The sequence below is a fragment of the Vibrio sp. PNB23_22_6 genome, assembly GCF_052877535.1.
In genome coordinates this window covers 33,550-58,442 of the sequence record NZ_JBNFXP010000014.1, presented here as the reverse complement: position 1 = coordinate 58,442, position 24,893 = coordinate 33,550, and the positions used below count along the sequence as shown (strand labels likewise).

At 47.2% G+C, this 24,893-nt stretch carries 23 protein-coding genes, 1 tRNA gene and 1 pseudogene; 10 read left to right on the top strand and 15 right to left on the bottom strand.

What is annotated here, in order from left to right:
• Positions 1-116: 116 nt before the first annotated feature.
• Entirely contained in the window at positions 117-356 is a 240-nt protein-coding gene (locus tag ACVA54_RS12400; RefSeq protein WP_099080687.1) for a PAS factor family protein, read from the bottom strand.
• 104 nt (positions 357-460) lie between these two features.
• Complete coding sequence (locus ACVA54_RS12395; RefSeq protein WP_446649651.1) at positions 461-718, bottom strand: DUF6538 domain-containing protein; 258 nt, start codon at positions 716-718, stop codon at positions 461-463.
• A gap of 542 nt (positions 719-1,260) precedes the next feature.
• Here ACVA54_RS12395 and ACVA54_RS12390 point away from each other — a divergent pair.
• Complete coding sequence (locus ACVA54_RS12390; RefSeq protein ID WP_446649650.1) at positions 1,261-2,826, top strand: trypsin-like serine protease; 1,566 nt, start codon at positions 1,261-1,263, stop codon at positions 2,824-2,826.
• A 167-nt stretch (positions 2,827-2,993) separates the two neighbouring features.
• Here the strand turns inward: ACVA54_RS12390 and ACVA54_RS12385 are convergent, their stop codons facing one another.
• From ACVA54_RS12385 to ACVA54_RS12365, 5 genes are all read right to left on the bottom strand, one after another.
• On the bottom strand, positions 2,994-3,893 hold the full coding sequence (locus tag ACVA54_RS12385; RefSeq protein ID WP_446649649.1) for a site-specific integrase: 900 nt from the start codon (positions 3,891-3,893) through the stop codon (positions 2,994-2,996).
• On the bottom strand, positions 3,886-4,062 hold the full coding sequence (locus tag ACVA54_RS12380) for a hypothetical protein (RefSeq protein WP_446649648.1): 177 nt from the start codon (positions 4,060-4,062) through the stop codon (positions 3,886-3,888). Before ACVA54_RS12380 ends, ACVA54_RS12385 begins: the two co-directional genes overlap by 8 nt.
• Positions 4,063-4,604: 542 nt before the next feature.
• The gene (locus ACVA54_RS12375) at positions 4,605-5,747 is read right to left on the bottom strand and encodes a tyrosine-type recombinase/integrase (RefSeq protein WP_446649647.1); all 1,143 of its coding nucleotides are present in this window, start codon (positions 5,745-5,747) and stop codon (positions 4,605-4,607) included.
• Between the two features lie 113 nt (positions 5,748-5,860).
• Complete coding sequence (locus ACVA54_RS12370) at positions 5,861-7,123, bottom strand: tyrosine-type recombinase/integrase (protein WP_446649646.1); 1,263 nt, start codon at positions 7,121-7,123, stop codon at positions 5,861-5,863.
• Between the two features lie 88 nt (positions 7,124-7,211).
• Positions 7,212-7,302, bottom strand: a tRNA-Ser gene (locus ACVA54_RS12365).
• A gap of 327 nt (positions 7,303-7,629) precedes the next feature.
• Between ACVA54_RS12365 and ACVA54_RS12360 the strand changes: the two genes are divergently transcribed.
• Complete coding sequence (locus ACVA54_RS12360) at positions 7,630-8,310, top strand: MaoC family dehydratase (RefSeq protein WP_099080702.1); 681 nt, start codon at positions 7,630-7,632, stop codon at positions 8,308-8,310.
• 73 nt (positions 8,311-8,383) lie between these two features.
• Here ACVA54_RS12360 and ACVA54_RS12355 read toward each other — a convergent pair whose 3' ends face one another.
• Complete coding sequence (locus ACVA54_RS12355) at positions 8,384-9,211, bottom strand: phosphate ABC transporter substrate-binding protein (protein WP_446649645.1); 828 nt, start codon at positions 9,209-9,211, stop codon at positions 8,384-8,386.
• Between the two features lie 288 nt (positions 9,212-9,499).
• On the opposite strand from ACVA54_RS12355, the gene ACVA54_RS12350 reads away from it, so the two are divergent.
• Positions 9,500-9,859 (top strand): DUF3024 domain-containing protein, encoded by a 360-nt coding sequence (locus ACVA54_RS12350; protein ID WP_099080794.1) that lies wholly within the window; start codon positions 9,500-9,502, stop codon positions 9,857-9,859.
• A 1-nt stretch (position 9,860) separates the two neighbouring features.
• On the opposite strand, the gene ACVA54_RS12345 is transcribed toward ACVA54_RS12350, so the two are convergent.
• Together ACVA54_RS12345 and rnb are read right to left on the bottom strand one after the other, a co-directional pair.
• Positions 9,861-10,655 carry a helix-turn-helix transcriptional regulator gene (locus ACVA54_RS12345; RefSeq protein ID WP_446617650.1) on the bottom strand — a complete coding sequence of 265 codons (795 nt, stop codon included), beginning with the start codon at positions 10,653-10,655 and terminating at the stop codon, positions 9,861-9,863.
• Positions 10,656-10,717: 62 nt separating this feature from the next.
• Positions 10,718-12,721 carry an exoribonuclease II gene (rnb, locus tag ACVA54_RS12340; RefSeq protein WP_446580255.1) on the bottom strand — a complete coding sequence of 668 codons (2,004 nt, stop codon included), beginning with the start codon at positions 12,719-12,721 and terminating at the stop codon, positions 10,718-10,720.
• 812 nt (positions 12,722-13,533) lie between these two features.
• On the opposite strand from rnb, the gene ACVA54_RS12335 reads away from it, so the two are divergent.
• The 6 genes from ACVA54_RS12335 (at position 13,534) to ACVA54_RS12310 (ending at position 20,076) form a co-directional block, all read left to right on the top strand.
• Entirely contained in the window at positions 13,534-15,213 is a 1,680-nt protein-coding gene (locus ACVA54_RS12335) for a GMC family oxidoreductase (RefSeq protein WP_099080795.1), read from the top strand.
• Positions 15,214-15,325: 112 nt separating this feature from the next.
• Positions 15,326-15,586, top strand: coding sequence for an acyl-CoA-binding protein (locus ACVA54_RS12330; protein WP_099080756.1), 261 nt, complete (start codon positions 15,326-15,328; stop codon positions 15,584-15,586).
• A gap of 257 nt (positions 15,587-15,843) precedes the next feature.
• Entirely contained in the window at positions 15,844-16,383 is a 540-nt protein-coding gene (locus ACVA54_RS12325) for a glutathione peroxidase (protein WP_099080757.1), read from the top strand.
• 433 nt (positions 16,384-16,816) lie between these two features.
• The gene (locus ACVA54_RS12320; protein WP_099080758.1) at positions 16,817-18,829 is read left to right on the top strand and encodes an SDR family oxidoreductase; all 2,013 of its coding nucleotides are present in this window, start codon (positions 16,817-16,819) and stop codon (positions 18,827-18,829) included.
• Between the two features lie 63 nt (positions 18,830-18,892).
• Positions 18,893-19,399, top strand: coding sequence for a DUF2505 domain-containing protein (locus tag ACVA54_RS12315; RefSeq protein WP_099080759.1), 507 nt, complete (start codon positions 18,893-18,895; stop codon positions 19,397-19,399).
• Between the two features lie 44 nt (positions 19,400-19,443).
• Complete coding sequence (locus ACVA54_RS12310; RefSeq protein ID WP_172438181.1) at positions 19,444-20,076, top strand: TetR/AcrR family transcriptional regulator; 633 nt, start codon at positions 19,444-19,446, stop codon at positions 20,074-20,076.
• 51 nt (positions 20,077-20,127) lie between these two features.
• Here ACVA54_RS12310 and ACVA54_RS12305 read toward each other — a convergent pair whose 3' ends face one another.
• The 5 genes from ACVA54_RS12305 to ACVA54_RS12285 all read right to left on the bottom strand — a co-directional run bounded on the left by ACVA54_RS12305 (position 20,128) and on the right by ACVA54_RS12285 (position 24,193).
• Positions 20,128-21,069 carry an alpha/beta hydrolase gene (locus tag ACVA54_RS12305; protein ID WP_119463952.1) on the bottom strand — a complete coding sequence of 314 codons (942 nt, stop codon included), beginning with the start codon at positions 21,067-21,069 and terminating at the stop codon, positions 20,128-20,130.
• Positions 21,070-21,154: 85 nt separating this feature from the next.
• Positions 21,155-22,714, bottom strand: coding sequence for a wax ester/triacylglycerol synthase family O-acyltransferase (locus ACVA54_RS12300; RefSeq protein WP_099080762.1), 1,560 nt, complete (start codon positions 22,712-22,714; stop codon positions 21,155-21,157).
• Positions 22,715-22,794: 80 nt separating this feature from the next.
• Entirely contained in the window at positions 22,795-23,166 is a 372-nt protein-coding gene (locus ACVA54_RS12295) for a phasin family protein (protein ID WP_253252712.1), read from the bottom strand.
• A 30-nt stretch (positions 23,167-23,196) separates the two neighbouring features.
• Entirely contained in the window at positions 23,197-23,769 is a 573-nt protein-coding gene (locus ACVA54_RS12290) for a phasin family protein (RefSeq protein ID WP_446580248.1), read from the bottom strand.
• Positions 23,770-23,920: 151 nt separating this feature from the next.
• On the bottom strand, positions 23,921-24,193 hold the full coding sequence (locus ACVA54_RS12285) for a polyhydroxyalkanoic acid system family protein (RefSeq protein WP_446580246.1): 273 nt from the start codon (positions 24,191-24,193) through the stop codon (positions 23,921-23,923).
• A gap of 276 nt (positions 24,194-24,469) precedes the next feature.
• On the opposite strand from ACVA54_RS12285, the pseudogene ACVA54_RS12280 reads away from it, so the two are divergent.
• A pseudogene (locus ACVA54_RS12280) lies at positions 24,470-24,621 on the top strand (IS110 family transposase); the annotation flags it as partial.
• Positions 24,622-24,893 lie beyond the last annotated feature (272 nt).

Below are 24,893 nucleotides of genomic sequence, written 5' to 3'. Positions count from 1 at the left end.
TTTTGCTTTGATAAGATAAGAGTCAATGAAGCCATCATGGACTCTTATATTGATTTTAGAGATGTGGCTAATGAACGCTTAAATCATGCGACAGCAAAGCGAAAATGATGAATGACTTAATGCTCAGGTGTTTCAATTACTCTCATTGCAATGCTTAGCGCGTTATCAATATCGCTACTGTCTTCAAGTTTTCCTGAGCTCGCTGGGGCCAGAACTTGTGCGTATAACGTCAGTTGCTTGTTAAATGGCAAGTTAAGTTGATCGTATAGGTTCTGACGAATTTTAGCGTGTTCATCTGGCGCGGTCTTAGTGAGATCCATCAATGTGTCATATACAAGTATGGTGGTCCTATCCATATTTATCCCTTTTGTTGTAGAGGTTCCTAAAGGGTATAGTCGGAAGTGTGTCATTTTTATATGACTTGGATCTCACAAAATAGAGTGGAATCTAATAAATGCAATCAGATCGTAATTGAACGTTCGCGATGATGAAAAGTGAGCAAGAAAATGACCAAGGCGTTGAGCATGCCATTTAGTGCTCTGTCGAAGAGAGAACAGATAGCACTGGCTAACCGAGTGTTACATTTAATCGCTTCACGGCGCGTTTTGGTAAGCAAAGAGAAGCGAACTTCCTTTGGATAGTCATGGGAGTTTTGTAGAAAAACAGGGGTGGCAATACGTGTGTAGTACACGCCAGAAGCCAGTTTTATCAAATACATATGTATCACCTACTGTGTTAGGTGACTTTTCTATGCTTCAGATGCGAAAAAAGCCTTTGATAATCAAAGGCTTTTTTCTAAGGATAAGTGGCGGAGAGATAGGGATTTGAACCCAAGACAAATCAATTTATCTTCCTCTAATGCGCTGATATTTATATGCTTTTGATTTTCTTGCCCGTCAAAAAGCTCATAAATTGACGAACTGGATTGATGTTAGATTATCTAGGGAATTTTGCAACTTCAAATGAGATTTAGTCTTCATATTGGCGTTTTGTGAATATTGAAAATGGACTCAGCCAACCTCTTTCAAAGATTTTATTTAATGAGTGGGCATAGATAACTCACCAAGTGACCAACTCACTCTTTTTTATAAAACTTACTGCGTAACAAGTTATACTAAATTAATTGCATAATTTTTGGGGCTCAAGCCTTGAGAACTTTACTCACTAAAGTATGCTTACCGACAATTAAAGATACAAAAAGCATTGATTTAATGGATGATTGATAGGAAGTGAAACAACAAGCACAAGGAGAGGCGAAAAATGAAAAAGTATTCGTTGATGACGGGAGTGTTACTCGCATCAGCTATTAGCCAAGTTTACGCAAATGCCCCGGCAATCGCGCCAATGATTGCAGGCTCAGAGGGAACGGTAAAAGAAGTAGATTACAAGGACTTCTTTGTCCGCCTTGAGATTGACACGCAGGAAGAAGGTAGGGGTAACCTGATCTGTGGTGGTACCATGTTGGATAACAATGTGATCATGACGGCCAAGCATTGCTTGCCGGATATTGATGCAGCCACCAGCTACACCATTACGGTGAGTCAAGGGGTGGATTCGACAAATCCTACCGGTTACTACCCAAATCTGCCTGTGATGAGCGCCAAAGTGCTCTCAGAGGTGGAAGACATCTGTGAATCTTCATACTACAAGTATGAAGTCTATTACGGGCGTCATGAGGGCGGTCCATTTGATGCGTTTAAGGAAGTGGTGAATGAGTGGTCGAAATGGCGAGACGAATCGGCGTTTATGGCCGATTGCGCCACGCAAGATCATTCTCGTTTTTTGCGATATCTTGCGCCTGACATGGTCATTGTAACGTTAGGTGGCAAAGTGGACTTTTCTGCCGCGCCTGTACTGGCGGTGACGGGGGATGCGAGCGAGCAATACTATGAGATTGGCACGGAAGTCATGTTTCGTGGTTGGGGTTCTGATGCCGTCAATGGCGGAACGTTGACACCCAAGATGCAAGAGGTGCGCATGCGCCTTGAGCACGTCAATACGCAGGTATTCATGGAGACGGATAATCCGCGTTCGACGCCTGAGTGGTTGTGGTCATGGATCCGTGTTGAATGTGACCCATCGGTTGCAGCGATGCTTAATTGTTATTTGGAGCCGCTTTACGCAGAAACGTACACCTCGGTCAGTGATGATATGGGATCGGCTGCTCCGGGTGACAGTGGTACACCAGTCGTCATTGGTGACAATACAGTGTTGGGTGTAGTTCGTGGTGGTGCGTTTGAAGCTGGGCCTAATGGTGAAACTTTGTTTTCCTCAGTTAATGTGACGGCCTTTGGTCCCTATTGGGGATGGATCACCAAAGCCATTGACCGTTTGGTGTTGCCAACGCAGTTTGTGGCGAAGGCTTCTGGGGTGAGTACCTATCAGTTTACGGTGCAGAACGTAAGCTCAGGCGACAAAGCGCTGTCTTTGGTGTCTGGTGAGTTTGAGCCGGGTCTGAATGTGACCACTGATTGCCCAGCGACGTTGACCTCGCTGGCGCATTGTAATGTCACGCTCGACGTTGACGTTGATCAACTGGGTCTCACTGAGGGTTATGCGATTGCGTTGCCAGTCAGTTCAGAGCAGTCTCTGTCTGTAACGGCGCTTGCTTTAGCAGGTGATTCTTCTGGCTCAGGTTCGGATGATTCCACCAACGAGGGCTCAGATGACTCTTCTAACGAGAACTCGGATGATTCTACGGACAGTGACTCTAGCGACACGAGTTCAACAGGAAGCAGTTCTGGTGGCGGCTCAGGTGGCGGCAGTACAGGGCTATTCAGCTTGCTTTTGATGGGCGCTTACTTGCTACGACGAAAAATGGCCTAAAGGGCTCTAGATGAATAAGGGAGCGATGGCTCCCTTGCTTCTTGTCTGTTCGTCTAACCCTCATACAAACCTCATCGGGCTCTATCCCTTGCCTTATGTGCTTCAGAACACTCATCACTTATACAAGGCTTCAGCTAAGCCGCCCTGTATACTTTTCATTGCTCGGTTTATCGCAGATAAATGAGCGTTATTTCCGGTCGAAAGTGTCCGAGTTCTTGAGATACGACCGCAAGCGCTTTATCAAAAGGCATCATTTGTTGCAGCTCCGCCATACGTTCTTGCGCGTAAGTGTGTCTCATCCCGTGGCCTCCTGCACTCCAATTGAGCGTACGTTTAGACGCGGCTGAAAAAGAACTCGACCATCGATTTCCGCCATTAATGTCGTAGTAAGACTGATAATTGATGCCTCTGTCGACGACAGTTTTAGGTGTTGTTAGTCGACGAGCTTCTAACCGTTTCGCCAGCTTTTTGGGGAGCAATACCACTCTGACTAATCCGCCTTTACCGTGAACCGTATACAACTTACCGTGGCGGCCTTTAAATTTTTCGGGCAACGCTGGTCTGTCGTCAGGCGTTCGTTCGTCGATAGGGCGGAGTGTATAGAGCTCGTGCGCGCGGATACCAGAATAATAACTGATGTATGTTGCTAGTGCGTTTTTGTCATTTTGAGCCGCAGCAATGAGTTGGATTTGTTCGTACGTGTAGGCGCGTGAAGACGCCAGTTGTTGCTTCTCTGATTGGATGACGCAGAGCCCTTTTGAAACCGGCAACTGCATGGTGACATGGTGGAGCATAGCCTGAATGGCTTGCCGTTCCATATCGAGCGTTTTTTGGCCCACTTGGACGGCTCGGTCAGTCAGGTACTGATGCGCTTGTTCGACTGTGAGCGCTCTCAGCCCACAGTGAAAAACAGAATTGACGTATTTCGCCACTTGAGTCAGTCGCTCTTCGTAATTTCGTACTGTGCCAACGCTGGATAAATGGCGATGTTGCAATTGCTTCATGACATTTGCAGCTTGCTTTTTGGCTACGCTTTTCGCATCAACGCGCTTTGAAAACTTAGCCATGTTTCTGTACCCAACGATAAACGGTCGAGTAAGCCACTTTGATGCGACACTCGTGTCTGAGCCATCGCTGTAATTCTGCGATGGAGGCGCCAGCACGGCTCAGTTCAAGCAATTCAAAGGTGTATTTATCTAACCGAGATTCACGGTTTTTGTAGGGTTTCTTTCTCATTATTTTTGTCCTTTCTTTCAGTTTTTTTGTTTCGTTTTCTGCATCAAAATCTTTCATCACGCCTCCGCTGTAAGAACATACAACCCTCTTTTGTGAGGGCAGCGACAACTGAATGCCTATTCGCCTGTTTCAGCTTCGGGCTGGGGACTGACTGTTTTCCACTACCGGCGCTTGTTGCGTACAAGCAAACGACCTATTTCAACAGTTAGGTGCTGATACCATTCGTTCCTTATCGACGGTGAGGTCTTTTCGATTAACGATGCAGGAAGTAGGACAACAAAAGAGGCAGGAAACAGAGTTCGGTTTTTTGCTTGTGGAAACCACAAAGGGTATGCAAAAGAGTCTGTGCGCGAATGGCTTGATATCTTTTGGTGGTAAGCCCTCGCTAGGTAAAACGGAGTTTCACCTAGCGAGGGCGCTTGCGCGTTCGAAATTTGAGAAGTGAGGGTAAGCTCGACTCTCTGCGCTTCTCAGCGCGTGAGAGCTTACCCCTCGCTGAGCAAATTTATCCGGCCCGGAGATGGGGCGCATTGTGGATGCGTTTAAGCGTGTTGTGTTGATTGCATGTCAGAGGCAGTATGATCCGGCCTATTATGTTGCAAGGCATTGAGGTTAGAAGATGAGGAGAAAAACGCGCCGATGCGGGCTTTGAACTTCTGACTGCCATGCCAAACTTTACTTAAAAAGGATGTTTTCTTGCTAGGCGACGATGGCGTCAAAGAGAGGGCGGCATCAAGCATCGCAACATCATCATCTTGATAGCTTTGAATGTACTTAGCGTAATGTGCTTCTGTGGTTTTTGTATCGACATGCCCTAACGTTTTGGCGATGAAAGCGATGTTGACGCCACTTGAGAGCGCATGCGAGGCATAAGTATGGCGCAATACAGACGGCCCACGATGTTTAACCTTTGCTTGTTTAAGAAATGCAGTAAAAAAGCGCTGAGCGTAATCTTTGCTGTTTTTAAACATCTTGCCTGTTAAGTCGTCAATGAAGATCGGAGCGATCTCAACGACGGTCTTCGACTTGATACTGGAACCTCTCATCGGCACCGTTTGTTGGGGCGCATCTCCCGAGACCGCCCATTGGTCTTTCAATAGCGTCAATGCTTTCTTGCTGAGTGCGATGGTTCGACTGGATTGATGGGTTTTGGGTGTGTGACAGTAATCCATAGCCCGAGCACGACGGATAGAGAGCGTCCCTTTCTCCCAGTCAACATCTTGCCAAGACAACACCACGGCTTCTTCCATGCGGATCCCAGTATGATAAACAAAAAACGCCATGCGCTTAGCGGAGTGTTGCAGTGTGGATGTGTTTTCCAGTTGTTGCATCTCTTCTTTGGTAAAAAGCAGCTTTTCAAACATCTGGTCGCGTGGCAGGCACTTAAGGTCATCGCAGGGATTAGCTTTCCACTTGGTCTTCTTATCATTGTATGCAACTTGGCATAGTTCTCTGAGTTGAGTAAGGCGATTGTTAATGGTCGAGTGGGCAAGCCCGTCGAACTGCCAATTCACCACCAATTCCAATAGATCAGAGTGTGTTAAGCGGATAAAGTCATAATGCTCTTCGATAGCGTCGCACACTTTTTTTAAGCAGCAGATGTAACTTTTAGCGGTCGATTCTTTTCGGGTAGCGAGGTACTTTTTATTGAGTAATGCTTGGTATTTTTTTAACAACGTTGACATCGTCATTCTCCAATCTGCACTGGCAACGGCCAGGCTTGTGGAGTGGGAAATGGCAAAAGCAAAAACCCCAAAAATATGTTGCGACATTTTTGTGGCGCAACATCTTATTCAAGTCAGTGCACAGGCAACTTATCAATATCAAATAGCGCCATGATTTCCCTTAGTCTTGGCATGGACAAGCGTTTCCCGTATCGACCGTACGTCATGCCAGCGTGGTGATGCCCTACGATTTCTGCTACTTCATGCTCAGCGACATTAAGCTGCTTTAACGCATCAATGAATGTGTGTCTAAAACCATAGGCGGTTGGACGCGCGCTTGCTGGCATGCCGATTGCGCTCTGTACACGACCAAATTGAACCCGAAAACCTTTCGACCAATCATGGTCTTGCCCGGTAGGTTCCCAATCAAACAATGTCGCTTTACGAGCGGTCTTTCTAGCATTGATATAGTCAAAGAATCCCATGTTAATTAAAGCGTCATGGATAGGGAGAGTTCGCAGTGCGTGTTTATTTTTCACTTTTTGTTGGGAATGACGATCAGTGATCGTCAGTGTTGCATTTTCACAGCAAACGTCGCTGATACGAAGCTGACAAGCCTCTGAGGGGCGAAGACCCATATGGATAAGCAGTAAAGAAGTCCATCGAAAAGAGGGAGAAGCTTGCTGGAAATGTGAACTTAAAAGTAGGGATTTAAGCTGCTTTGGCGACCATTTAGGACGTTGTTGATCGGCCAGTTTCTGTGAACGAAAATGAGTAGTGACGCCGCTAAACGGATTTTTAGGGAGATGCTCGGTCATGACCAGCCAATTAACAAACTGCTTGGCAGCTTGCCAGTAGTCTTTTTTGGTCTTTGCGCTTTGGTTTCGCGCTTGTAAGTGGTGCGAGAACTCAACGAGATCAGAACCGGTTATCGAATAGAGCGTTAGTTTGCGCTTTTTCAGGTAACTAAGAAAGTCTCTGGTGCGCTGATCAAGTTGATGAATGCTGAGGCGTGAGATCTGCGTTTTCTCTTTACTTGCAATGAATGCTTTTTGCCATTTGTTGTCGGCATTTTTGGTTGTTCGAGGTTTTGGTGAAGAAGGTTCACCCGTGATGGTACAGGGCTGAATACCTGCGCTGCAAAATTGCTGTTTGAGTGATTGGATTAACGAGGTGATTTTTGTGCGAGCTTCCCTAACATTTTCCCTATCTGGTTGGAAATTATCTAGGGAATGAAGTATCGCACTCACGATGGGGTGACAGCGACGAACCGCGATATTTCGATCTTTGGTTTCAAGGCTGAATTTAAAATCAAAAGGAAATCCGAGAGCGACTAAACGCTTGGGAGAACAGATACGGCCGTAGTAGACGCTGTAGCGGTTTTTATATAAATACATTGACTCACCTCATTGACTCAGTGAGCAATTCGAGTGGGCCAGAAAAGAAAAAAGCCGCTTAAAATCAGCGGCTTATCTCTATGAATAGTGGCGGAGAGATAGGGATTTGAACCCTAGGTACGCTATTAACGTACGCCGGTTTTCAAGACCGGTGCTTTCAACCACTCAGCCATCTCTCCGTTGCGTGGCGTATGATAGGGGGTGTTTGGGACGTTGTAAAGTACTGATTTGTACAAAAAGTTTCGTTTGCTTGTTTTATGTGCATTTTAAAGGGGTGGAAGTGATAAAACTACGTAAGCTAACAAGCAAAATACGCAATATGGTAGAATTTATACTTTATATCGCGCATGTTTAATAAAATGGCGTTTTATTGAAATCATATTGAAAATAAAGAAACTAAAAGCTTTGGGGATACAGCTGTACGCCCGAAAGTATTTGCAACATAGTGTGAACTCATTCAAAATTCACTGGTATAGCCAGTTGTGCGAGTTTATCTAAGGGGTCTTATGAAGGTCACAAATCTATTTAAAGACAAAGTTGGTGCGATCTCTACACATCAATCAGAGTTTATGAATTGGATGTCTCCAACGCTACGCGATTACTGGAGTGACTTTTTGGGTAAGGCACAAAGTAGCTTCTTATTTTCAAAGGTTCGAGATCACCAACAGCCAGCAGTGAACGAAGAAGTTATTCCGCAACCTGAGCCAATCGTACTAAAACCAGAAGCTCAAGTGCTTTTTGATGAGTTGAGCGATAAAGTGGGCGAGGTGATTCACGTTGGTGACTGGGTAAGTGTTTCTCAAGAACGTATTAATCAATTTGGCACAGTTACTGAAGATATGCAATGGATTCATACTGATCCGGAGCGAGCTTCTACAGAATCCCCATTTAAAACGACAATTGCACATGGCTTCTTAACGCTAGCACTATTGCCAAAATTGACAGATTCTGTTGATCCAGATAAACCACTGTTTCCGACAGCAAAGCTTGTTGTTAATCTAGGTTTGAACCAAGTCCGTTTCCCGTACCCAGTCAAAGCGGGCAACAATGTCCGAGCATCAAGTACACTGACCAAGATTACGCCGATCAAAAAGGGCTTAGAGATCGAGCGTGAAATTAAAGTAGAAATCGAAGGCGTTCGCCGCCCTGGTGCGGTAGTGGTATCTGTGATTCAGTTGCATTTCTAATAGTTAAACCTTTCGAAAAGCAAGATTCAAACAAAAAAGAGAGCCGAATTTGGCTCTCTTTTTTATGCATTTTTTATTGCTCAAAGTTTTTTACAGGCGTGTAGCCGTAATCAGCAATCGCTTTTTGGCCTTCTTTAGACTTCAGGAATCTCATAAAGTTTTTGCCTACTTTGTCTAGGCCGTCAACTTTGTAGAGGATCAAAAAGGGACGAGCCAACTTATATTTGTGAGCGGCGATATTGTTTGGTGTTGGGGCAATACCTTCGAACTGAATTGCTTTCACAGAACGATCTATGGAACCGACCGAGATAAAGCCAATGGCATGAGGGTTGTGATTCACAATGGTTTTCACCATGCTGTTACTGTTTACGACGAGGCTGTTCGGATTGATGTCAGAGACCAAACGGTCGTTTACGATTTTGGTCAATCCTAGCAGGCTTTCAAAGCTATAACGTGACCCAGATGATCCTTCACGCGTAACGACCGCGATCGGTTGGTCAGTGCCGCCGACTTGTTTCCAGTTATTCACTTTACCCTTATATATGTCAAACAGTTGTTGTTCAGAAAGATTGTCAACAGAGTTGGTACGGTTAACAACAACGGCAAGACCGTCGAAAGCAATAAGGAATACATTTAAGTCTTCTCCTTTTTCACTCTCAGTTAAATAACGTGAACTCATGCCAAGTTCTACTACACCTTTGTTCACCATTGTGATGCCTGCACTTGAACCAATGCCCTGTACGGCGATGTAATCATTAGGGTGCGTTTTATTATATTTTTCAGCCAGCACATCCATTACACGAGCAACAGAAGTAGAACCTGAGATGCTCACTTCTTTTGCCATTGCAGAAGGAAGAGAGAGTACCATGGCGAATAACGTCGCCATAGAAAGACGTAACATAATGAACTCCACTTACGGTAGATAGCAGCGATCATCATATTTCGTTGAAGTTACATTTTTGTGAATGCGCTCGAATAACTGAACGAGGTGGTTGATTATCAAAACGATAGCAGGGCATGGGGGAGTTCGATTGTCATATGGTCAGTAGGTAAAGCGGTGACTTGGTCGCTATTTCAGCAATTTTGGACATGTTAATCTAAGGAGTGGTGGGGAAGTGTCTCTTTGGGTAATTCTGCCGCGCCAAGGCACTTGGGTGTATACTAAGAACAATGAATGGGGAGTAAACTCATGTCCGTATCTCAAATGGCGACAAGCCGTCTGTACAAGTTGATTGAGTCTCTATGTTCTAAGCGAAATGTAAATTTGCCCGTAGAGTTAGGAAAATGCTTATACGAACCCGTAGAGAACGGTGTAGAGCTATATCTTGCCCATTTTTTGTTAGATTCTCAACATATCGACTACACGTCACCAATAGCGAAAATTACCTTTAATGTAAATGCTCAGGGGTGGTGTTTTTACGTCCCCCAATATCAAGGTGAAGAACTTCACTGGACACCATACCCACACTTACCTTACAGCCACTCGCTTGAGGTACTTATAAGGGAATTGGAAAGCGATCCTCAAGCTTACTTTTGGGCAGATAACTAACCTATTTCATGATTTGGCCGCGAAACGCTTTAGGGGTCATGCTATAGATGGATTTGAACGCGGTACTAAAATGGGCCGCACTCTTAAACCCCGACTCAAAAGCAATTTGAGTAATCGAATTTTTGGACGTACGCAGTTGGGTTGCAGCATGGTTAATACGCTTCACTTTTAAAATATGTGAAAAGGAAAGGTTCTCTGCTGCGAGTCTACGTTTTAGTGTCGCGATAGACATGCTCATATGGGTTGCTAGAGTTTCTAACGTAATATCTTTTTCAATATTGTCTTCAATGTACTTAATCGCTTTTTGAGAGGTGGTTAGAGTGCTGGCGTCATCAATAATTGAGAGAATCTTAGGCTGAATCTCTGCCATTAACGAGAGCAATGCCATTGCAATATGTGCTTGTGCATACTGTGACGCTTGTTGGTCAGCGAGTTCGATTAACGTGTCCTTGAGTTTACTAATGCGCTTGTTTGATTGAGCTGAAAAGGCATAAAAACGACGTTCATCTGCTTTTATCTGGATGCTTGGATGAGCGGTTTTAAATTGAGTAAATAGATGAATATCAAACACCAAGGCGATTGCACGAAAAGGACCTGGTTTGGCGTAAGCATCTTTTAAATCTGAAGAGTTGTATAAAATAAAGTCGCCAGTAGTGAGTTCGAATTGTTCTCCACTTGGTTGATTGATGGTTAGTGAACCTTCTTCAACAATATATAAGCCGTGGTTAGTAGCGGAATAGCGCTCACTTTTTCGTGCCGTGAAGTGATTAAAGTGAATGATCTCAATGTTCAGCATAGTTATTCTTATTTTTGATTATAAAAAAGGCGCTCATATGAGCGCCTTCACCTTAATCGGTATTATTCACTAACAGGTTCTTCTGTTTGTGTTGCTGCTACATCAGCAAATACCCGGGTCGGCTTGGCCACTAAACTGCGGTTCTCTTGGTTTACGTCAGCCAAAACGATTTCCAATGTGTCACCCAGTTTGTATACCACCTCTTTATCAATAGAGATGGTGCCGTTGTCGCCGTTGCACTCGATCCTTTCTTTATTATCAAGGATCAGACTACCCGGAATAAAGGCTGCAGCGCCATTTTCGAGAAGTCGAACACGTGCGCCTGCTCGATTAATATCAAAAATCTCACCTGTGAAACAAGTTTGCTTTGTAGGCTCCTCGGCTAATGTGCGAGCGTATAGCCAATCAGACACGTTTCGTTCGGCAATTTTGTGGTGTTTGCGATGTATAGCAAGCTCTTCACCAACTTGGTCATCCGGTGTTTGAATTGGATCTTTGCCAAGAATGACCGCTTTAAGCATACGGTGGTTGATCATATCGCCGTACTTACGAATAGGTGAAGTCCACGTTGCGTAAATATCTAAGCCCATAGCGTAGTGAGGCAGAGGTTGATTTTCAACTTCACTGTACGTTTGGAATTTACGAATGCGGTTATCTAGATAGGCAGTTTCTTGCTCACCTAACCAACGACGCAATGCCGCAAAACCCTCTAATGTAGAGATCGATTCAACGGTGAATTGCGTTGCACCTGATTGAGTCACTAGCTCTACAACTTCTTCAAGTTTTTCCGCTTTAATGCCTGCATGAGTGTTAAACACGCCAGTTTCGAAGTTGTCACGAAGGGTGCGTCCGGCACAGATGTTTGCTGTGATCATCGATTCTTCAACGAGGCGGTTTGCACAACGACGCATGTCTGCATGAATAGCAACAACGTCGTTATCTTCGCTAAGTTCGAAACGGTAGTCTGGGCGATCTGGGAACACAACCGCGTTTTTCTCACGCCAATCTGCACGAGCAAGAGAGAAATCGTATAGATCACGAACAATCACCGCGATTTCTTCACTTGGTTGCCATGCATCACAATGGCCACTCTCCAGCCAATCTGAAACGTTGTTGTATGCAAGACGCGAGTGTGATTTGATGTTTGCCGCGAAGAATTTGATATCGTCGCCAATTATACCGTCTTTGCTAACCGTTACGGTGCAGCAGATAGCTGGGCGAATCTCACCCTCAATCAATGAACATAGGTTATCAGCAAGATCGCGAGGTAGCATTGGTATGTTACGACCTGGCAGGTAGATAGTGTAACCGCGTTCACGCGCTACTTTATCCATCTCATCTTCAGGGGTGATGTATGCAGTCGGATCGGCGATAGCGATCGTTAGCTCGAAATCACCAGATTCGGTCTTCTTCGCGTATAGTGCATCGTCCATATCTTTGGTTGATTCACCATCGATAGTGACAAAAGGAACATGAGTCATGTCAACGCGCTCTAGGTCAGCGTCGTCTTTTAGTTCCCAGTTCTCAATGCCTGCTGGCTCAGAATTTGGTAGGTCATTTTGTGCAAGTGTCACCCACCATGGTGCAATCTTGTCGTTCGCGTCAGTAATCTTTTCTGAAATTTCAACGAAGAAACCGTTATCATCTTTTAGCGGATGACGGATTAGGTGAGCGACAACCCAATCACCTTCAGCGAAGTTATCCGGCTTTAGGCCTTTCTTTAGCTTTGCTTTTAGGGATAGTTTTTTCAGCTGCGGATGATCTGGAGTGACATTAAGTTTGCCTTTGAACATTTTTACTCGGCCGATAAAGCGAGTAACAGACTGTTCTAGCAGTTCTTGTGGTTCTGCAACTTCACGGTCTTTTTCCGTACGGATGATAGCGACCACTTTGTCACCGTGCATGCACTTTTTCATGTATGCAGGTGGGATGAAGAAGCTGGTTTTGCTGTCCACTTCCAGAAAGCCAAAGCCTTTATCTGTCGCTTTGACTGAACCTTCTTTTTTAGGCAGGTTTTCTTGGATTTGCTGCTTAAGCTGAGCTAATAGCGGGTTATCTTGAAACATCTATAAATTCTATCTAATTGTATTTTAACTAATTTATCGCTCTCCTCAAAATCCCCCCAAAAATTCTTCCCCAACAAAATGAGAGTGAATCTATGTAGGTTTTTGGTCGCTGCAACAAATTTACAGAAAGTGTGACTGCGTCACATGTTACTTGGCATACGTAGAATTGTATAGTGATCATTGCGGTCATTATTGAGCCGAACCACTATCCCTTCGTTTATTCGTATCCTTGTAGGGTAAAAGTAACGACGTTACTGGGCTAGCTTTAGCAATGAGTAACGTATGCGCATGATCGTTGAGTATGTGTGATTCCTCTCCCTTATCAAGCACCTTTAGCTCAGTCTGATATCCGCGAACTCAAGGTGCATATGGTGCTTCGAGCATCAGTGGCGATTCACTGGACGTAAAAGAGTCTCACAACATTGGGCGGCAGGAAAGATACTAGCCTACAGATCTAGCCTCAATAAGAGCACTTTGGGAAGGTTGGTTTAAACTGCAAACCATCTTTGAAGGCTATGAACTCCCGATATCTCTTGAGCACTGACTTTTGATCAAGAGACAGACGTTAGGAGGGTTTTGTTTCGATGAATTAACGGTGTTGGATTTTTTTTGTTTGCCAAGAAATGCTTTAACTACAATTTAAAGTAATAGGTCTAATTAGCGAAATCGTATGGATATGATGCTTGTTTGGTGCTTCAGTGCTCTTATTCCTGTCACTACGTCGTTCTTTCATTCGTGAATTCCTACCAATAACGGCGACAGTTAAGATTCTGAAGCGCAAGCTAACAGTCGAAATGACATCGGAGGGTAATATGGAACGTTACGATTACATTATTATTGGTGGAGGTTCAGCAGGTTGTGTGCTGGCTTCACGCCTTACTGAGGATGAAACTATCTCAGTATGTCTGCTGGAGGCAGGTGGCAAAGATGACAGTGCCATTATCCACACACCAGTGGGTATAGTGGTCATGACGCCGACTAAAATTAATAATTGGGCATTTGAAACTGTGCCACAGCCGGGTCTTAATGGCCGTAAAGGGTATCAGCCTAGAGGGAAAACTTTAGGTGGCTCAAGCTCAATTAACGCGATGATGTATGCTCGAGGTCATAAGTACGATTATGACCTTTGGGCAAGCTTAGGTAACGAAGGGTGGAGCTTTGATGAGTGTTTGCCTTACTTTAAAAAGGCGGAAAACAATGAAGAGTTGAAAGATGAGTTTCATGGTCAAGGTGGACCATTGAATGTCGCTAACCTGCGCTCACCTAGTCCGATGGTTGATCGCTATCTTGATGCCTGTGAAGAGGTCGGCATTCCGCGTAATCCAGATGTGAACGGCGCCGAGCAATTCGGTGCCATGAGGACCCAAGTGACCCAATTAAATGGTGAGCGTTGTAGCGCAGCAAAAGCTTACCTTACCCCGAATCTTGATCGCCCTAATCTAACTGTTGTGACCAAAGCCACCACGCATAAAGTGCTGACAGAAGGTAAGCGGGCGGTGGGTGTGGAGTATGGCTCAAAAGGCAAGGTGTTTCGCATCTATTGCAAACATGAAGTGATATTATCTGCAGGTGCGTTTGGGTCTCCGCAGATTCTGCAGCTTTCTGGTATTGGCGATAAGGCCGATCTAGAACCACACGGCATTGAGCAGGTACACCAGCTTTCAGGTGTAGGCAAGAACTTACAAGACCACATCGACCTAATACATAGCTATAAAACCTCAGCCAAGCATGAGACGTTTGGTATTTCACTGCAAATGCTCAACGATATCTGCGAGGCGTTACCCGAGTGGAAGATGGAGCGCAAAGGCAAACTGAGTAGTAACATTGCTGAAGGGATTGGCTTTTTCCGCTCTGGAGAAGGGGTAGATGTACCCGACCTGGAGTTTGTCTTTTTGGTGGGAGTGGCTGACGATCATGCAAGAAAGGTTCATACTAGTCATGGGTTTAGCTGCCATGTGACGCTGCTAAGACCCAAGAGTCGTGGCACAGTTACCATCCAAAGTAGCGATCCATATGAGGCTCCATTGATTGATCCCAACTTTTTCAGTCACCCTGATGACATGCCGTTAATGATCAAAGGGTGGAAAAAGCAGTATCAGATGTTAAATAGCTCAGCCTTTGATGATGTGCGTGGTGACAACTTCTACCCTGTTGACCCTAATGATGATAAGGCGATTGAGCAAGACATCCGTAACCGAGCCGATACTCAGTATCACCCGGTGGGTACTTGTAAAATGGGGTTAATAGAGGATGAGCAAGCGGTAGTCGATAATCAAGGCCGAGTGTATGGTATCGAGCAACTGCGTGTAATTGACGCCTCTATCATGCCAACCTTGGTTGGTGCAAATACCAATGCCCCAACCATCATGATGGCAGAGAAGATCGTTGAGCAAATCAAAGAAAGACACGCAGGCACTGTGAATAATTTGAACCTTCGAATTGGTTTACCTGTACATCAAAACGGGAATCTACCGGAAAGGGATTTTCCCTAGTTTCTGGTCTGGGTCACTTTTTGAGCTATTGTGTAAGCATTTATGACTGCAGTATACTGGTCGGAGCACTGCTTGGCGGTAACCTTCAATTATCGAGAAAAAGGACCTTACTATGAGTGAACTCTCTTCCCAATTCGAAGCGGCAGCCGAAGCCGTAAAAACGTTGAAGCAACGGCCTGATGATGAAACGTTGTTGTCACTCTACGCCTACTACAAACAAGGCTGCACTGGCGATGTACAGGGCAGGCGGCCTGGTCTGTTCGACTTTAAAGGCGGCGCCAAGTATGCTGCGTGGGAGCGCTTGCGTGGCATGGAATCAGATAAGGCTAAACAGGCATACGTCGACCTTGTCGAGCGTTTGGCCAACACCTGATCGAGAAGATGCAGATCCCCGGATCGGGCCTCTAATTTATTCTTCGCCGGGTTGCAGCCGTAAATCGCACAGACATGTCTGATTGACTGACAGGTATAGCTCAAGGCAACACCACCGGATCCCGAACCGTTTTAGGGTGCCCTTTCCAATTTGTTCAGCTTTACATATTAAAGGGATTAAAACCAAGTCAATGTGAACGTTATGATTCACACAGCGTAAGAGCAGGTCTCCCATTTTCTAAACCAGAGGGACTTTTGATGTTTAGTAAAATCCAATATTTCGCTGCTTTAGTCACTGTTCCTTGGCAAAGTCGCGAAGGCAATGCTCACGATTTCAGTTTCGATACCATCGCTGGTGATGCGTTGTCACTAGCCGATTACGAGGGCAGAGTAGTGCTGGTGGTCAATACAGCCTCAGAGTGCGGTTTTACCCCGCAGTACAAGCAATTGCAGAGTTTGTGGGAAACCTATCGTGATCAGGGGTTAGTGATCGTCGGGGTGCCGTGCAACGATTTTGGTGGTCAGGAAAAAGCCTCCAATGCCAGTATCAATAGTTTCTGTGAATTTAACTTCGGGGTGACGTTCCCACTAGCCGCAAAAACAAAGGTGAAAGGCAGAGATCAGCACCCATTCTATACCTGGGCCGGACAACAGGTCGGTTTCTTGGGTAAACCACGCTGGAACTTTCACAAATTTCTAGTGAATAAAGACGGCCAACTGGTTGACTGGTTTTCGTCGACAACCAAACCCGATGCCCGGAAACTGGTGAGAGCGATTGAGCGTGAGCTAGCCAAATAGTTCAATAACTGGGCGGTCTTATCCACCGCGAGTGTAATATGGTCGGCTATACCCGGCCAGACTTCCTTTTCACGCCCTTTCCAAAGCCCTTTTGATCAGGGGGCGTAAGGCTGTCTTCTTTGATGACACAGTGAAGTCCGAATCTCGGGTTTGTTCTGCTCTCAAGAGTGCCCTGTTGATGGCAGAAGCGGGTTTTCTTGCAAGTTACTGTCCGGCAATATTTTTAAAACAACCTGCTCCTTGATCATTTCATCTGGTCCAGCATTGCTTGGTACATATCATAGACTTGTGCAGCTTTTTGGCGTTTGTGTGTCCTAGTTAACACAAAGTGGTCGTACCAGTTTGCTATACTTAAATGGCACAGAGAAATAATGTTGCCAAGCGTTATTGGCAGAGTTAAAGAAATATTGCGGAGGCTGCTCAAGGAATGAATATGAACTACTTTATCACCGGAGCCAGCGGATTTATTGGCTTAAACCTCTTACAACGACTGACCAAACGGCCAGGAACCTTTTACCTTTTGGTTCGCAATGACGATAGCCGGATTAAGATCCTGAATGCGGCAAAACAGTTTGGGTTCCCAACGGATCACTTGGTGTTTGTTCAAGGCGATTTAACCCAACCGAAGCTGGGAATCGCGCCCCAGTGGATCGATCAACTCAGTAATTCAGTGACACATTTCTTCCATCTTGCCGCGGTTTATTCGTTCGAAGCCGACAGTGACACTATCGACAAAGTCAACATCGACGGAACCCGTCATGCGCTTCAGCTAGCCGAAAAACTGGGTGCAGGCTGTTTTCACCATGTCAGCTCAATTGCCGTCGCTGGCCAGTATCGTGGCTGGTTCCATGAAGATATGTTCGATCAAGCTCATCCCGAGGGTCATAGCTACCTGACCAGTAAACTGGCCTCCGAGGCGCTGGTGCGTGAACAGAGCGCATTGCCATGGAGAATTTATCGGCCAGGGGTGGTGATCGGAGACTCGAAAACTGGTGCGGCCATGCGTATCGATGGGCCTTATTATTTCTTCAAGTTAATTCAGAAAATGCGCGATTCCTTGCCGCAGTGGATGCCTATGCTAGGGCTTGAAGGGGGGCGCCTGAATCTGGTGCCGGTCGATTTTGTCACCGACGCCATGGATCATATTTCCCATAAGCCAGAGTTGAACGGCCAGTGCTTTCATCTGACCGATCCTGAGCCATTCCGTGCCGGCGAGATAGTGAATATCTTCGCCCGCGCAGGACATGCGCCTCGGATGGCGATGCGGATTGACCTGCGTCTGTTGGAACTACTGCCCGAGACGCTACGTAAAGAGCTAGGCAATCAGCCTCTGTTAAAGCGACTGGGACAATCCCTGTGTCAGGAGTTCGGGATCCCGCCAGCGGTGGCCTCGTTCTTTACCACGCCAACGCTGTTTGACTGCCGTAATACTCAACGAGCCCTAGAAGGTACGGACATTAGCTGTCCAAGGCTTGAGGATTACGCCCCAGCGATCTGGGATTACTGGGAGCGAAACCTGGACCCTGACCTGCATCTGGCGCGTAGTCTAAAAGCGCGGCTGAAGGGTAAAACGGTGATGATCACGGGCGCCTCATCAGGCATAGGTAAAGCCGTGGCCCTTAAGCTAGCGAAGGCAGGGGGACAGATGTTGCTGGTGGCGCGTAACCCCGAACGATTGCAGGAGACGGTTCGAGAAGTCGAAGAGCTAGGTGGCAATGCGGCGGCATATTATTGCGACATTGCCGACCTTGAAGCCGTGGATGTCATGCTACAATTGGTTGAACAGCAGTTCGGTAAGGTCGATGTGTTGATCAATAACGCCGGTCATTCGATCCGCCGTCCTGTGATCAACTCGCTAAACCGTTTCCACGATTATGAGCGCTTGATGCAGATAAACTATTTCGGCGCACTGAGGCTTATAAACGGTTTTCTGCCAGGCATGATCGCCAATAACGGTGGCCACATTATCAATATTTCGTCGATTTCAGTGCTGACCAATCCGCCACGCTTTGCTGCTTATGCTGCGTCTAAAGCTGCGTTGGAAAGCTTTACCCGCTGTGCGGCTCCAGAGCTGATTGACTACAACGTGCACATGACGACGATCCATATGCCCTTGGTCGACACGCCGATGCTGGAACCGGTGGAAACCTATCGGTCGGTCTCAACCCTCAGCCCTGAAGAAGCAGCAGAGATGGTTGCCAAAGCTGTTATCGATCGGCCGAAGCGAGTCGCTACCCGGCTGGGTATGTTCGGTGCCTTGGTTCACGGGCTATTCCCGAAACTGGGTGAGCTGATCATGAACACTTATTTTCATATGTACCCAGACAAGCTGGATGAAAAGTACCGACCGGATCTGCCCGAAGCTCAGGCTGCCCATGAAAATCAGCAGCAGATACAGCGGGAGATCCAGGCCCTGTCCAGTTTTATCCGGGATATTCATCTGTAAGCCTGTGCTAGATTAAGCAGCAGGATAATCAGTAGACAGAAAATAGACAACCAAGGAGTGGGAATGAAACGAATCGAATTGGTTCATGCCTACGCGGCCCCCCTAGATGAGGTGATCCGGTTTTTTAGCGAAACCGATCTGATCGAAGAGAAATATTCAAAGCTCGGAGCACGATATACCCGGGTCCGGGAGTTGGTAGAAACTGATGATGGGTTTAGGACTCGCACCGAACGCGAAGTGCCGGCCCAGGTGCCATCGGTACTGAAAGCGGTGCTTGGCGCTTCGAATCAGATCCGCCAACAGGAGCAGTGGCACTGGTTGGACGACGACACCATCTCCTGTGATCTGGTGGTGGAGATCGTCGGCGTGCCGGTGACGGTGCAAGGTGAAATGCGACTGATCGCCTTTGATGACAATCAGCGCTGTGAAAACCACGTCACCATCTCGGTATCATCGTCGCTGCCGTTTGTTGGCAGCACACTGCGGGATTTTGTTGCCAAGGATATCAAGCGTCTGGCCGAGGCTGAATATGAACATATTCAGCAGCAGGTTGCAGTCAGCGCCGCGTAGCCAGGTATATACCCGCGTTAACATAACTAGTGCATGGAGGCCGCGTGAAAACCAAATCTAGGATCCTTGAGGTAAGTCGATGTCTGTTCAATCAGCATGGGGTTGAGCCCATTTCCAGCCTACAGATCGCAACTGAGCTTGGGATCAGCCCTGGTAACCTATATTACCACTTTCGCGGCAAGGACGAGATCCTCGCGGTGTTGGTTAGCGAATGTGACCAGCTATTTGCCGACGATAGTCAGGCGTTTTTACGAGAGGTTGAAAGCCTGGAGCACTATTGGGCATTTTTGCACCGCCTGATGGAGCACTTCTTGCGTTACCAGTTTATCTTCAGGAGTCTGGATCACCTGCATTGTGATTCGCCGGCCCTTGGCCGGCGGATCCGTGCCCTGGTTCGTCGATTGAAGGGACTGATCATGACCATGCTGGAGCGTCTGGCCAGTCTAGGCGTTTTACATGTCGATCAAGCCGAGCAGGCTATTCTGGCTGACAATCTGTTGTTGGTTGGTCTGCACTGGGCGCATTACCAGATTCTGCAGGATCCTGGCCTCAACGAGTCGGCACTGCTGCGCAAAGGCGTGATTCGCATGCTGACTCTAGTTTCTCCCTACATCGCGCCTGAGCATGGGGCGGCACTAGTTCAGCATCAGCGCTGGGCTGAGCAACTCATGGGTTAGGCAAAATTATTATCATCGAGAGTCGAACTCCCGTTCGCTGAGCCTCCGATACTAGAGTGCTTTTTTGGAAGCGGGATATTCGCCTTTTATCACGTCGTGTTGCCATAGAAACTGGGCAATGCTGTTAATCGCTTCTCCCGCTTCCCGGATCTGACTAAATAACGGATAAACATGGGGCATACCGTTCCCCACGATTAGCTCGATCGGGTGTTTGGCCTGAGTCAGTTTGTCAGCCAGACGAGTTGAGTCATCCAGCAGGACCTCCTCAGAGCCCACCACGATCAGCGTGGGAGGGAGTTTCATGTAGTCGGCGTAAATGGGAGAAACCAAGGGATCCCGGGGCGGAGCACCGTTGAGATAGGTATTGCGCATCAGCAGTAGAGAGGGCAGATCGAAAAACGGGTCGTCATTACGTTTTTCATAGGCGCTGTTTCCTGTCATCTCCATATCTGACACTGGCGAGAGTAGCACAGCAGCGGCGGGTAGTGGCAGCTTATCCTGCTGGACTCGCAGCAAGGTGCCGAGTACTAGGTTGCCGCCAGCGGAATCGCCCATCAGGACGATCTGGCGGCTGTCGTAGCCCTCTTTCAGCAGCGCGCGGTAGACCATGTAGCAGTCATCGTGGGCAGCGGGATACGTATGCTCCGGCGCCAGACGGTAATCAACCATCAGGCCGCGGGCAGAGATCTTCTGGCACACCCGACCGATGAAGCTGCTGTGGGTATTCGGACTGACAAAACAGAAGCCGCCGCCATGGAAATAGAGCAGCAACATGTTGCCATCGGATGCTGGCATGTCAACCCATTCACAGGGAATATCAGCCCAACGGCACGGGGAACGCTTGATTTGTTTGGGGGCGTTGATGAGCGCGCCATACTGGTCGATGTTGGTGATTAGTTCTCGCATCTCATGTACATCGTTGCAGCGAGCTATGCGTTGGCGCATAACGCGCTCAAGCACTTTGTTAAATGCCCGACTTGTCCAATGTGCCATGTTTACCTCCATGAACTGAGTAGGGGAACCCGTGCAGTCTTTCAATCTTCTCAATAGTATAGATGAACAGATCTGACCTTTAGTCTTACTCCTTCGCTGGCTCGGTTTTTCTGCTTACCCTGCGGTGTTGCCGAGGAAGAGGGGATACCTTGAACTGTTTCAGTTCGGCAAGCAGCATCTCGACCTCGTATGCTAGGTTTTGTGAATGATCGTCGGCCAAGGGGTTGAACAGTCCGCCATTCACCGCAGACATCGCGGTATCCATCACGTCCTGCTCGAGGGACGCCAGTGCCTCTTCCAGGTAGTCGGGAATTTTCTCGACATGGGGCAAGTTAGACGGGCAACTGACCAGTCCGAAATGCAGGTGGTCATCGTAACCGAACATGGTGATGTTAATAGTCTGGCCTGGGATCAGCAGAGACAGCGGATAGCATTCCTGCACTTCGGCGCCGAAGAAATAGCGCCGCTGCACTGGTCCTGGCACATTGGAGATGATCAGGTTAGTGGCTGGCGGTACCACGTGGTTGATATTCAGTTTGCCGCCTAACAATGCCAGCCCGTTGACCAGAATCGAATAATTGGTATACCCCCCGGGTGACACCTCCTGCGCCTGGTGCTTCACATTGTGGGTCGACTGTTGGATCGCTGCCAAGCGCCTAGTCGGCGTATCTAGGGCATGACCCAGTTCAACCAAGCCAACCGCGAACTTGTTGCCACCTTTTTTGATCGCACCCTCTTCCCGCAGGTCAATCGGCATCAGCGCAACGAGGGGCTTCTCAAGACACAAACGGTGATCCTGCAGGTGGCGGTTCAACGCAATATCACACACGCATAGCATCACGTCGTTCAGTGATGCGCCGGTGAGGCGGCTGATTTGGCGAAACTGGCTGATAGGTAGCCGGCCCAGGCCAACCGCACGCGATTTGTGATGCTTCTGGTTGAATGGGGTCTTGGGTGCGGTAAAGGGGATTTTTAGATTGGGTCGTTTGCCGCAAAATAGCTTCGATAGCATACCTGTGCTCAGGCTGATCAAGCCCAGTGATGCACTGAGTTGACGTCTCAGTTCACCGACCGAGCCAAACAACTGGGTGATTAGCTGCTGACTTTCTTCCTGCTGACGCTTGTGCGATTTCCCCAGATCCTGCTGCCAGAATGGCGTACCCGGCTCAGTAGGGTCCTGTGATGTGCAGAAATCAAAAAGTTTGCCGACTTTCATACCATCGGCAATGGCGTGGTGCACCTTGAGGCAGATCACCACCTGGTTGTTCTCTAGGCCACCAATCACCCACATTTCCCACAATGGTCGGAAGCGATCCAGTTGATGACTGTGGATCCTTCCCACCAGATCCAGAAGTTGTTCACGGCTACCTGGTTGAGGCAGCATCGATAAATGAACATGTTGGGTGATATCCACGTTCGGGACTTCCTGCCAGTTTGGCCATTCGGTCAACGACAGGTTCAAGCGCCAGTTGAACGGTGATTTGACCTCGGTATAAGAGAGCAGCTGGCTGTACAAGTCACATGCGAATTCTGCGCTCTCGGTATCTGTTGGTGGCTGCAGATGGACTAATCCAGTGACATGCATCGGTGTGTCACCAGATTCAAACAATACAAACGCAAGATCGATAAGAGAGAGTTGATTCATAGACACCTGCCGCCCCAGATTATTATTCAAATGAAAAAGGGTGGGGGCTGCCCCCCACCTGTTTACCAGCAAGTTGCTGACTATTTTTTCGCTTGCTGTTCCAACATTGCTTCCACGATGGTGGTTAGCTTTTCGATTTTTTCATCTAACCGATCAAGTTTGCTCCGGTCGATACCGCTAACGCGATACATTACGTCGTTCATCTGGTCTTCAAGATGATCGGCGGTTTTATCGCGAGTTAGATCGATCTTGTCTTTCGCAGCCTGTTCTACTTCTTTGCCACGCTCTACCAGTTCGTCAAACATGCGGTTGGTTTTCTGGTTAATAGACTGGGCTTCTTCGACACTGCGGCTATACATGCCCAGCCCGGCTAGCCAGATGTTGCGTGTCATAGACTCACCGCTTTCAATGATTTGAGTGGCGGTTTGGTCAACTGTGCTCAATTTGCTCATGATGTCCTCCCAATGAACTGGTGTGTCGGGTTATTCCGCTTTTTCGGTTGTTGCCGTTTTTGGCTTATGTTCCGGTGAATGAGTGGCTTTTTCCTTGCTAACCGGAGCTTTTCGCCTTGCTACACCTGAGGTTGTGCGCGGCTTAGCCTTGGTGGTTTTAACAGCCGGTATGGCAGGTGACGCTTTAGCTGCAGTATCTGCAGCGCTAATCGCAGCAGGCGAGCTTTCTTCCGGATCCTGGCTCTGTTTGAGCAACAGTTCGACTTGTTCGGTCAGTCTGTCAAGCTTGTCATCAACTTGGTTCAGCTTGTCGCTGTCGACACCGGTAAGTTTCTGCACCATTTGATGCAGTCGCTCTTCCATTGCCACGGCGGCTCGGCTGTGGCTGGTATATGCACGCTCTTTCTGCTGTTTTTCGATGGCGCGTCCGCGCTCGAGCAGGTCTTCGAATACCGAGCGGCCGCGGCCTGAGATCTCGTTGACCTCCTCGGCACTCTTGGCATAGGCGCCGAGTCCGGCTAGCCAGATATTATACATCATAGTTTCGCGCATGCTTTCGATGCTTTTTTCATCGTCGGCTGCGCTGCGTGAGAAGATCCCCATCTTTCCCTCCTTAAAATGAATAAGACTGAATTCTCATTCCAGTTTCATGATAGGTAGAGAAGTTAGAGTCAGCTTTCTAATAGCTAGTCAGCGCACAATAAAATCGAAAAAATCTTGATGGGATTTGTGCTGGATCAATTTTTCATGGGGGCTAGCCGAGCAGTTCGTCTAGGCGCAGGGAAATATGTTGTTCGATGGAGTATGCAAACAGGCTGGCGGCAAAGCCGAGGCGGATATTTAAGCTCAGTTTACCGGAAGTTGCTAACAACCACCCACGGGCAGAATGGTGCTGAAAGTGCAGGTGTTCTTCGTCCCAGTGCCAGAGCAGGCCAAATTCCTGCTCCAGTTCATTGGCTACTTGTTCGGCAACATTTCTAGCCTGGATGTGTGACAATTCGTGATTACGTTCGATAAAAATCACCATAGTTAATCAGACCGCCTTTTACCTTCTTGGTTTCGATAAATCACTGTTAACTATTCATAGCGCAATGCATGGTAAAGATCCAGCGAGCTGCTTTTCAGATAGGGCAAAACCTGAAGAAGATCCCAATGTTAAAGACACTCTCTAGGTATGAAGAAAAATAGGGATACCTGAGATTTTCTTGCAAGATAGCCAAGTTGTTTCTAGAAAGATGTATGGAATTCACTCGCTTTGCCAAATTAAATTTAGCAGAGTGAAACTAAATCTGAGGGTGCCAATATGTTGACTAGTTACGTTATCGCTATTGACTCAACAATCAAGCCTGTCATATCAGCATTCATGGTGAGCTGCTATCCAATAAGCCTCGAAGTCACAAGAAAATGAAAGAGTTTCTCGGCAAAGCCAAGCCCTCTAATGTCGCTATGGAAGGGGGGGGGCTGATATTATTTGGATTGGCAGCGCATTCTGCACAATTGCCAGCGGCGTTGCTGCGTGACTTGAAGACAAGTTTAAAATGGATACCATTAATGTACTGAGTTGTTCGATCGCCATAGAAATAGGGGGAATATTGCTGGCATCTCTGTGGTTGCAATGATTAATGTGCCACCTAACCCAGAGAATTGTTTGCAGCGTTCGGGTCGTAGTGGTGAAACAAAGTCTGTTGCGTTAACCTTGTGTAAAAATGATCCGCATGGTGAACATA

What these genes read in the sequence shown, in the direction of transcription:
- ACVA54_RS12325 (WP_099080757.1), top strand. Translation starts at nt 15,844, where the DNA reads ATGTTTAGTAAAATCCAATATTTCGCTGCTTTAGTCACTGTTCCTTGG.
- ACVA54_RS12290 (WP_446580248.1), bottom strand. Translation starts at nt 23,769, where the DNA reads ATGGGGATCTTCTCACGCAGCGCAGCCGACGATGAAAAAAGCATCGAA.
- ACVA54_RS12335 (WP_099080795.1), top strand. Translation starts at nt 13,534, where the DNA reads ATGGAACGTTACGATTACATTATTATTGGTGGAGGTTCAGCAGGTTGT.
- ACVA54_RS12395 (WP_446649651.1), bottom strand. Translation starts at nt 718, where the DNA reads ATGTATTTGATAAAACTGGCTTCTGGCGTGTACTACACACGTATTGCC.
- ACVA54_RS12350 (WP_099080794.1), top strand. Translation starts at nt 9,500, where the DNA reads ATGTCCGTATCTCAAATGGCGACAAGCCGTCTGTACAAGTTGATTGAG.
- ACVA54_RS12345 (WP_446617650.1), bottom strand. Translation starts at nt 10,655, where the DNA reads ATGCTGAACATTGAGATCATTCACTTTAATCACTTCACGGCACGAAAA.
- ACVA54_RS12295 (WP_253252712.1), bottom strand. Translation starts at nt 23,166, where the DNA reads ATGAGCAAATTGAGCACAGTTGACCAAACCGCCACTCAAATCATTGAA.
- ACVA54_RS12315 (WP_099080759.1), top strand. Translation starts at nt 18,893, where the DNA reads ATGAAACGAATCGAATTGGTTCATGCCTACGCGGCCCCCCTAGATGAG.
- ACVA54_RS12285 (WP_446580246.1), bottom strand. Translation starts at nt 24,193, where the DNA reads ATGGTGATTTTTATCGAACGTAATCACGAATTGTCACACATCCAGGCT.
- rnb (WP_446580255.1), bottom strand. Translation starts at nt 12,721, where the DNA reads ATGTTTCAAGATAACCCGCTATTAGCTCAGCTTAAGCAGCAAATCCAA.
- ACVA54_RS12390 (WP_446649650.1), top strand. Translation starts at nt 1,261, where the DNA reads ATGAAAAAGTATTCGTTGATGACGGGAGTGTTACTCGCATCAGCTATT.
- ACVA54_RS12400 (WP_099080687.1), bottom strand. Translation starts at nt 356, where the DNA reads ATGGATAGGACCACCATACTTGTATATGACACATTGATGGATCTCACT.
- ACVA54_RS12355 (WP_446649645.1), bottom strand. Translation starts at nt 9,211, where the DNA reads ATGTTACGTCTTTCTATGGCGACGTTATTCGCCATGGTACTCTCTCTT.
- ACVA54_RS12360 (WP_099080702.1), top strand. Translation starts at nt 7,630, where the DNA reads ATGAAGGTCACAAATCTATTTAAAGACAAAGTTGGTGCGATCTCTACA.
- ACVA54_RS12320 (WP_099080758.1), top strand. Translation starts at nt 16,817, where the DNA reads ATGAACTACTTTATCACCGGAGCCAGCGGATTTATTGGCTTAAACCTC.
- ACVA54_RS12375 (WP_446649647.1), bottom strand. Translation starts at nt 5,747, where the DNA reads ATGTCAACGTTGTTAAAAAAATACCAAGCATTACTCAATAAAAAGTAC.
- ACVA54_RS12300 (WP_099080762.1), bottom strand. Translation starts at nt 22,714, where the DNA reads ATGAATCAACTCTCTCTTATCGATCTTGCGTTTGTATTGTTTGAATCT.
- ACVA54_RS12370 (WP_446649646.1), bottom strand. Translation starts at nt 7,123, where the DNA reads ATGTATTTATATAAAAACCGCTACAGCGTCTACTACGGCCGTATCTGT.
- ACVA54_RS12380 (WP_446649648.1), bottom strand. Translation starts at nt 4,062, where the DNA reads ATGAGAAAGAAACCCTACAAAAACCGTGAATCTCGGTTAGATAAATAC.
- ACVA54_RS12330 (WP_099080756.1), top strand. Translation starts at nt 15,326, where the DNA reads ATGAGTGAACTCTCTTCCCAATTCGAAGCGGCAGCCGAAGCCGTAAAA.
- ACVA54_RS12305 (WP_119463952.1), bottom strand. Translation starts at nt 21,069, where the DNA reads ATGGCACATTGGACAAGTCGGGCATTTAACAAAGTGCTTGAGCGCGTT.
- ACVA54_RS12385 (WP_446649649.1), bottom strand. Translation starts at nt 3,893, where the DNA reads ATGGCTAAGTTTTCAAAGCGCGTTGATGCGAAAAGCGTAGCCAAAAAG.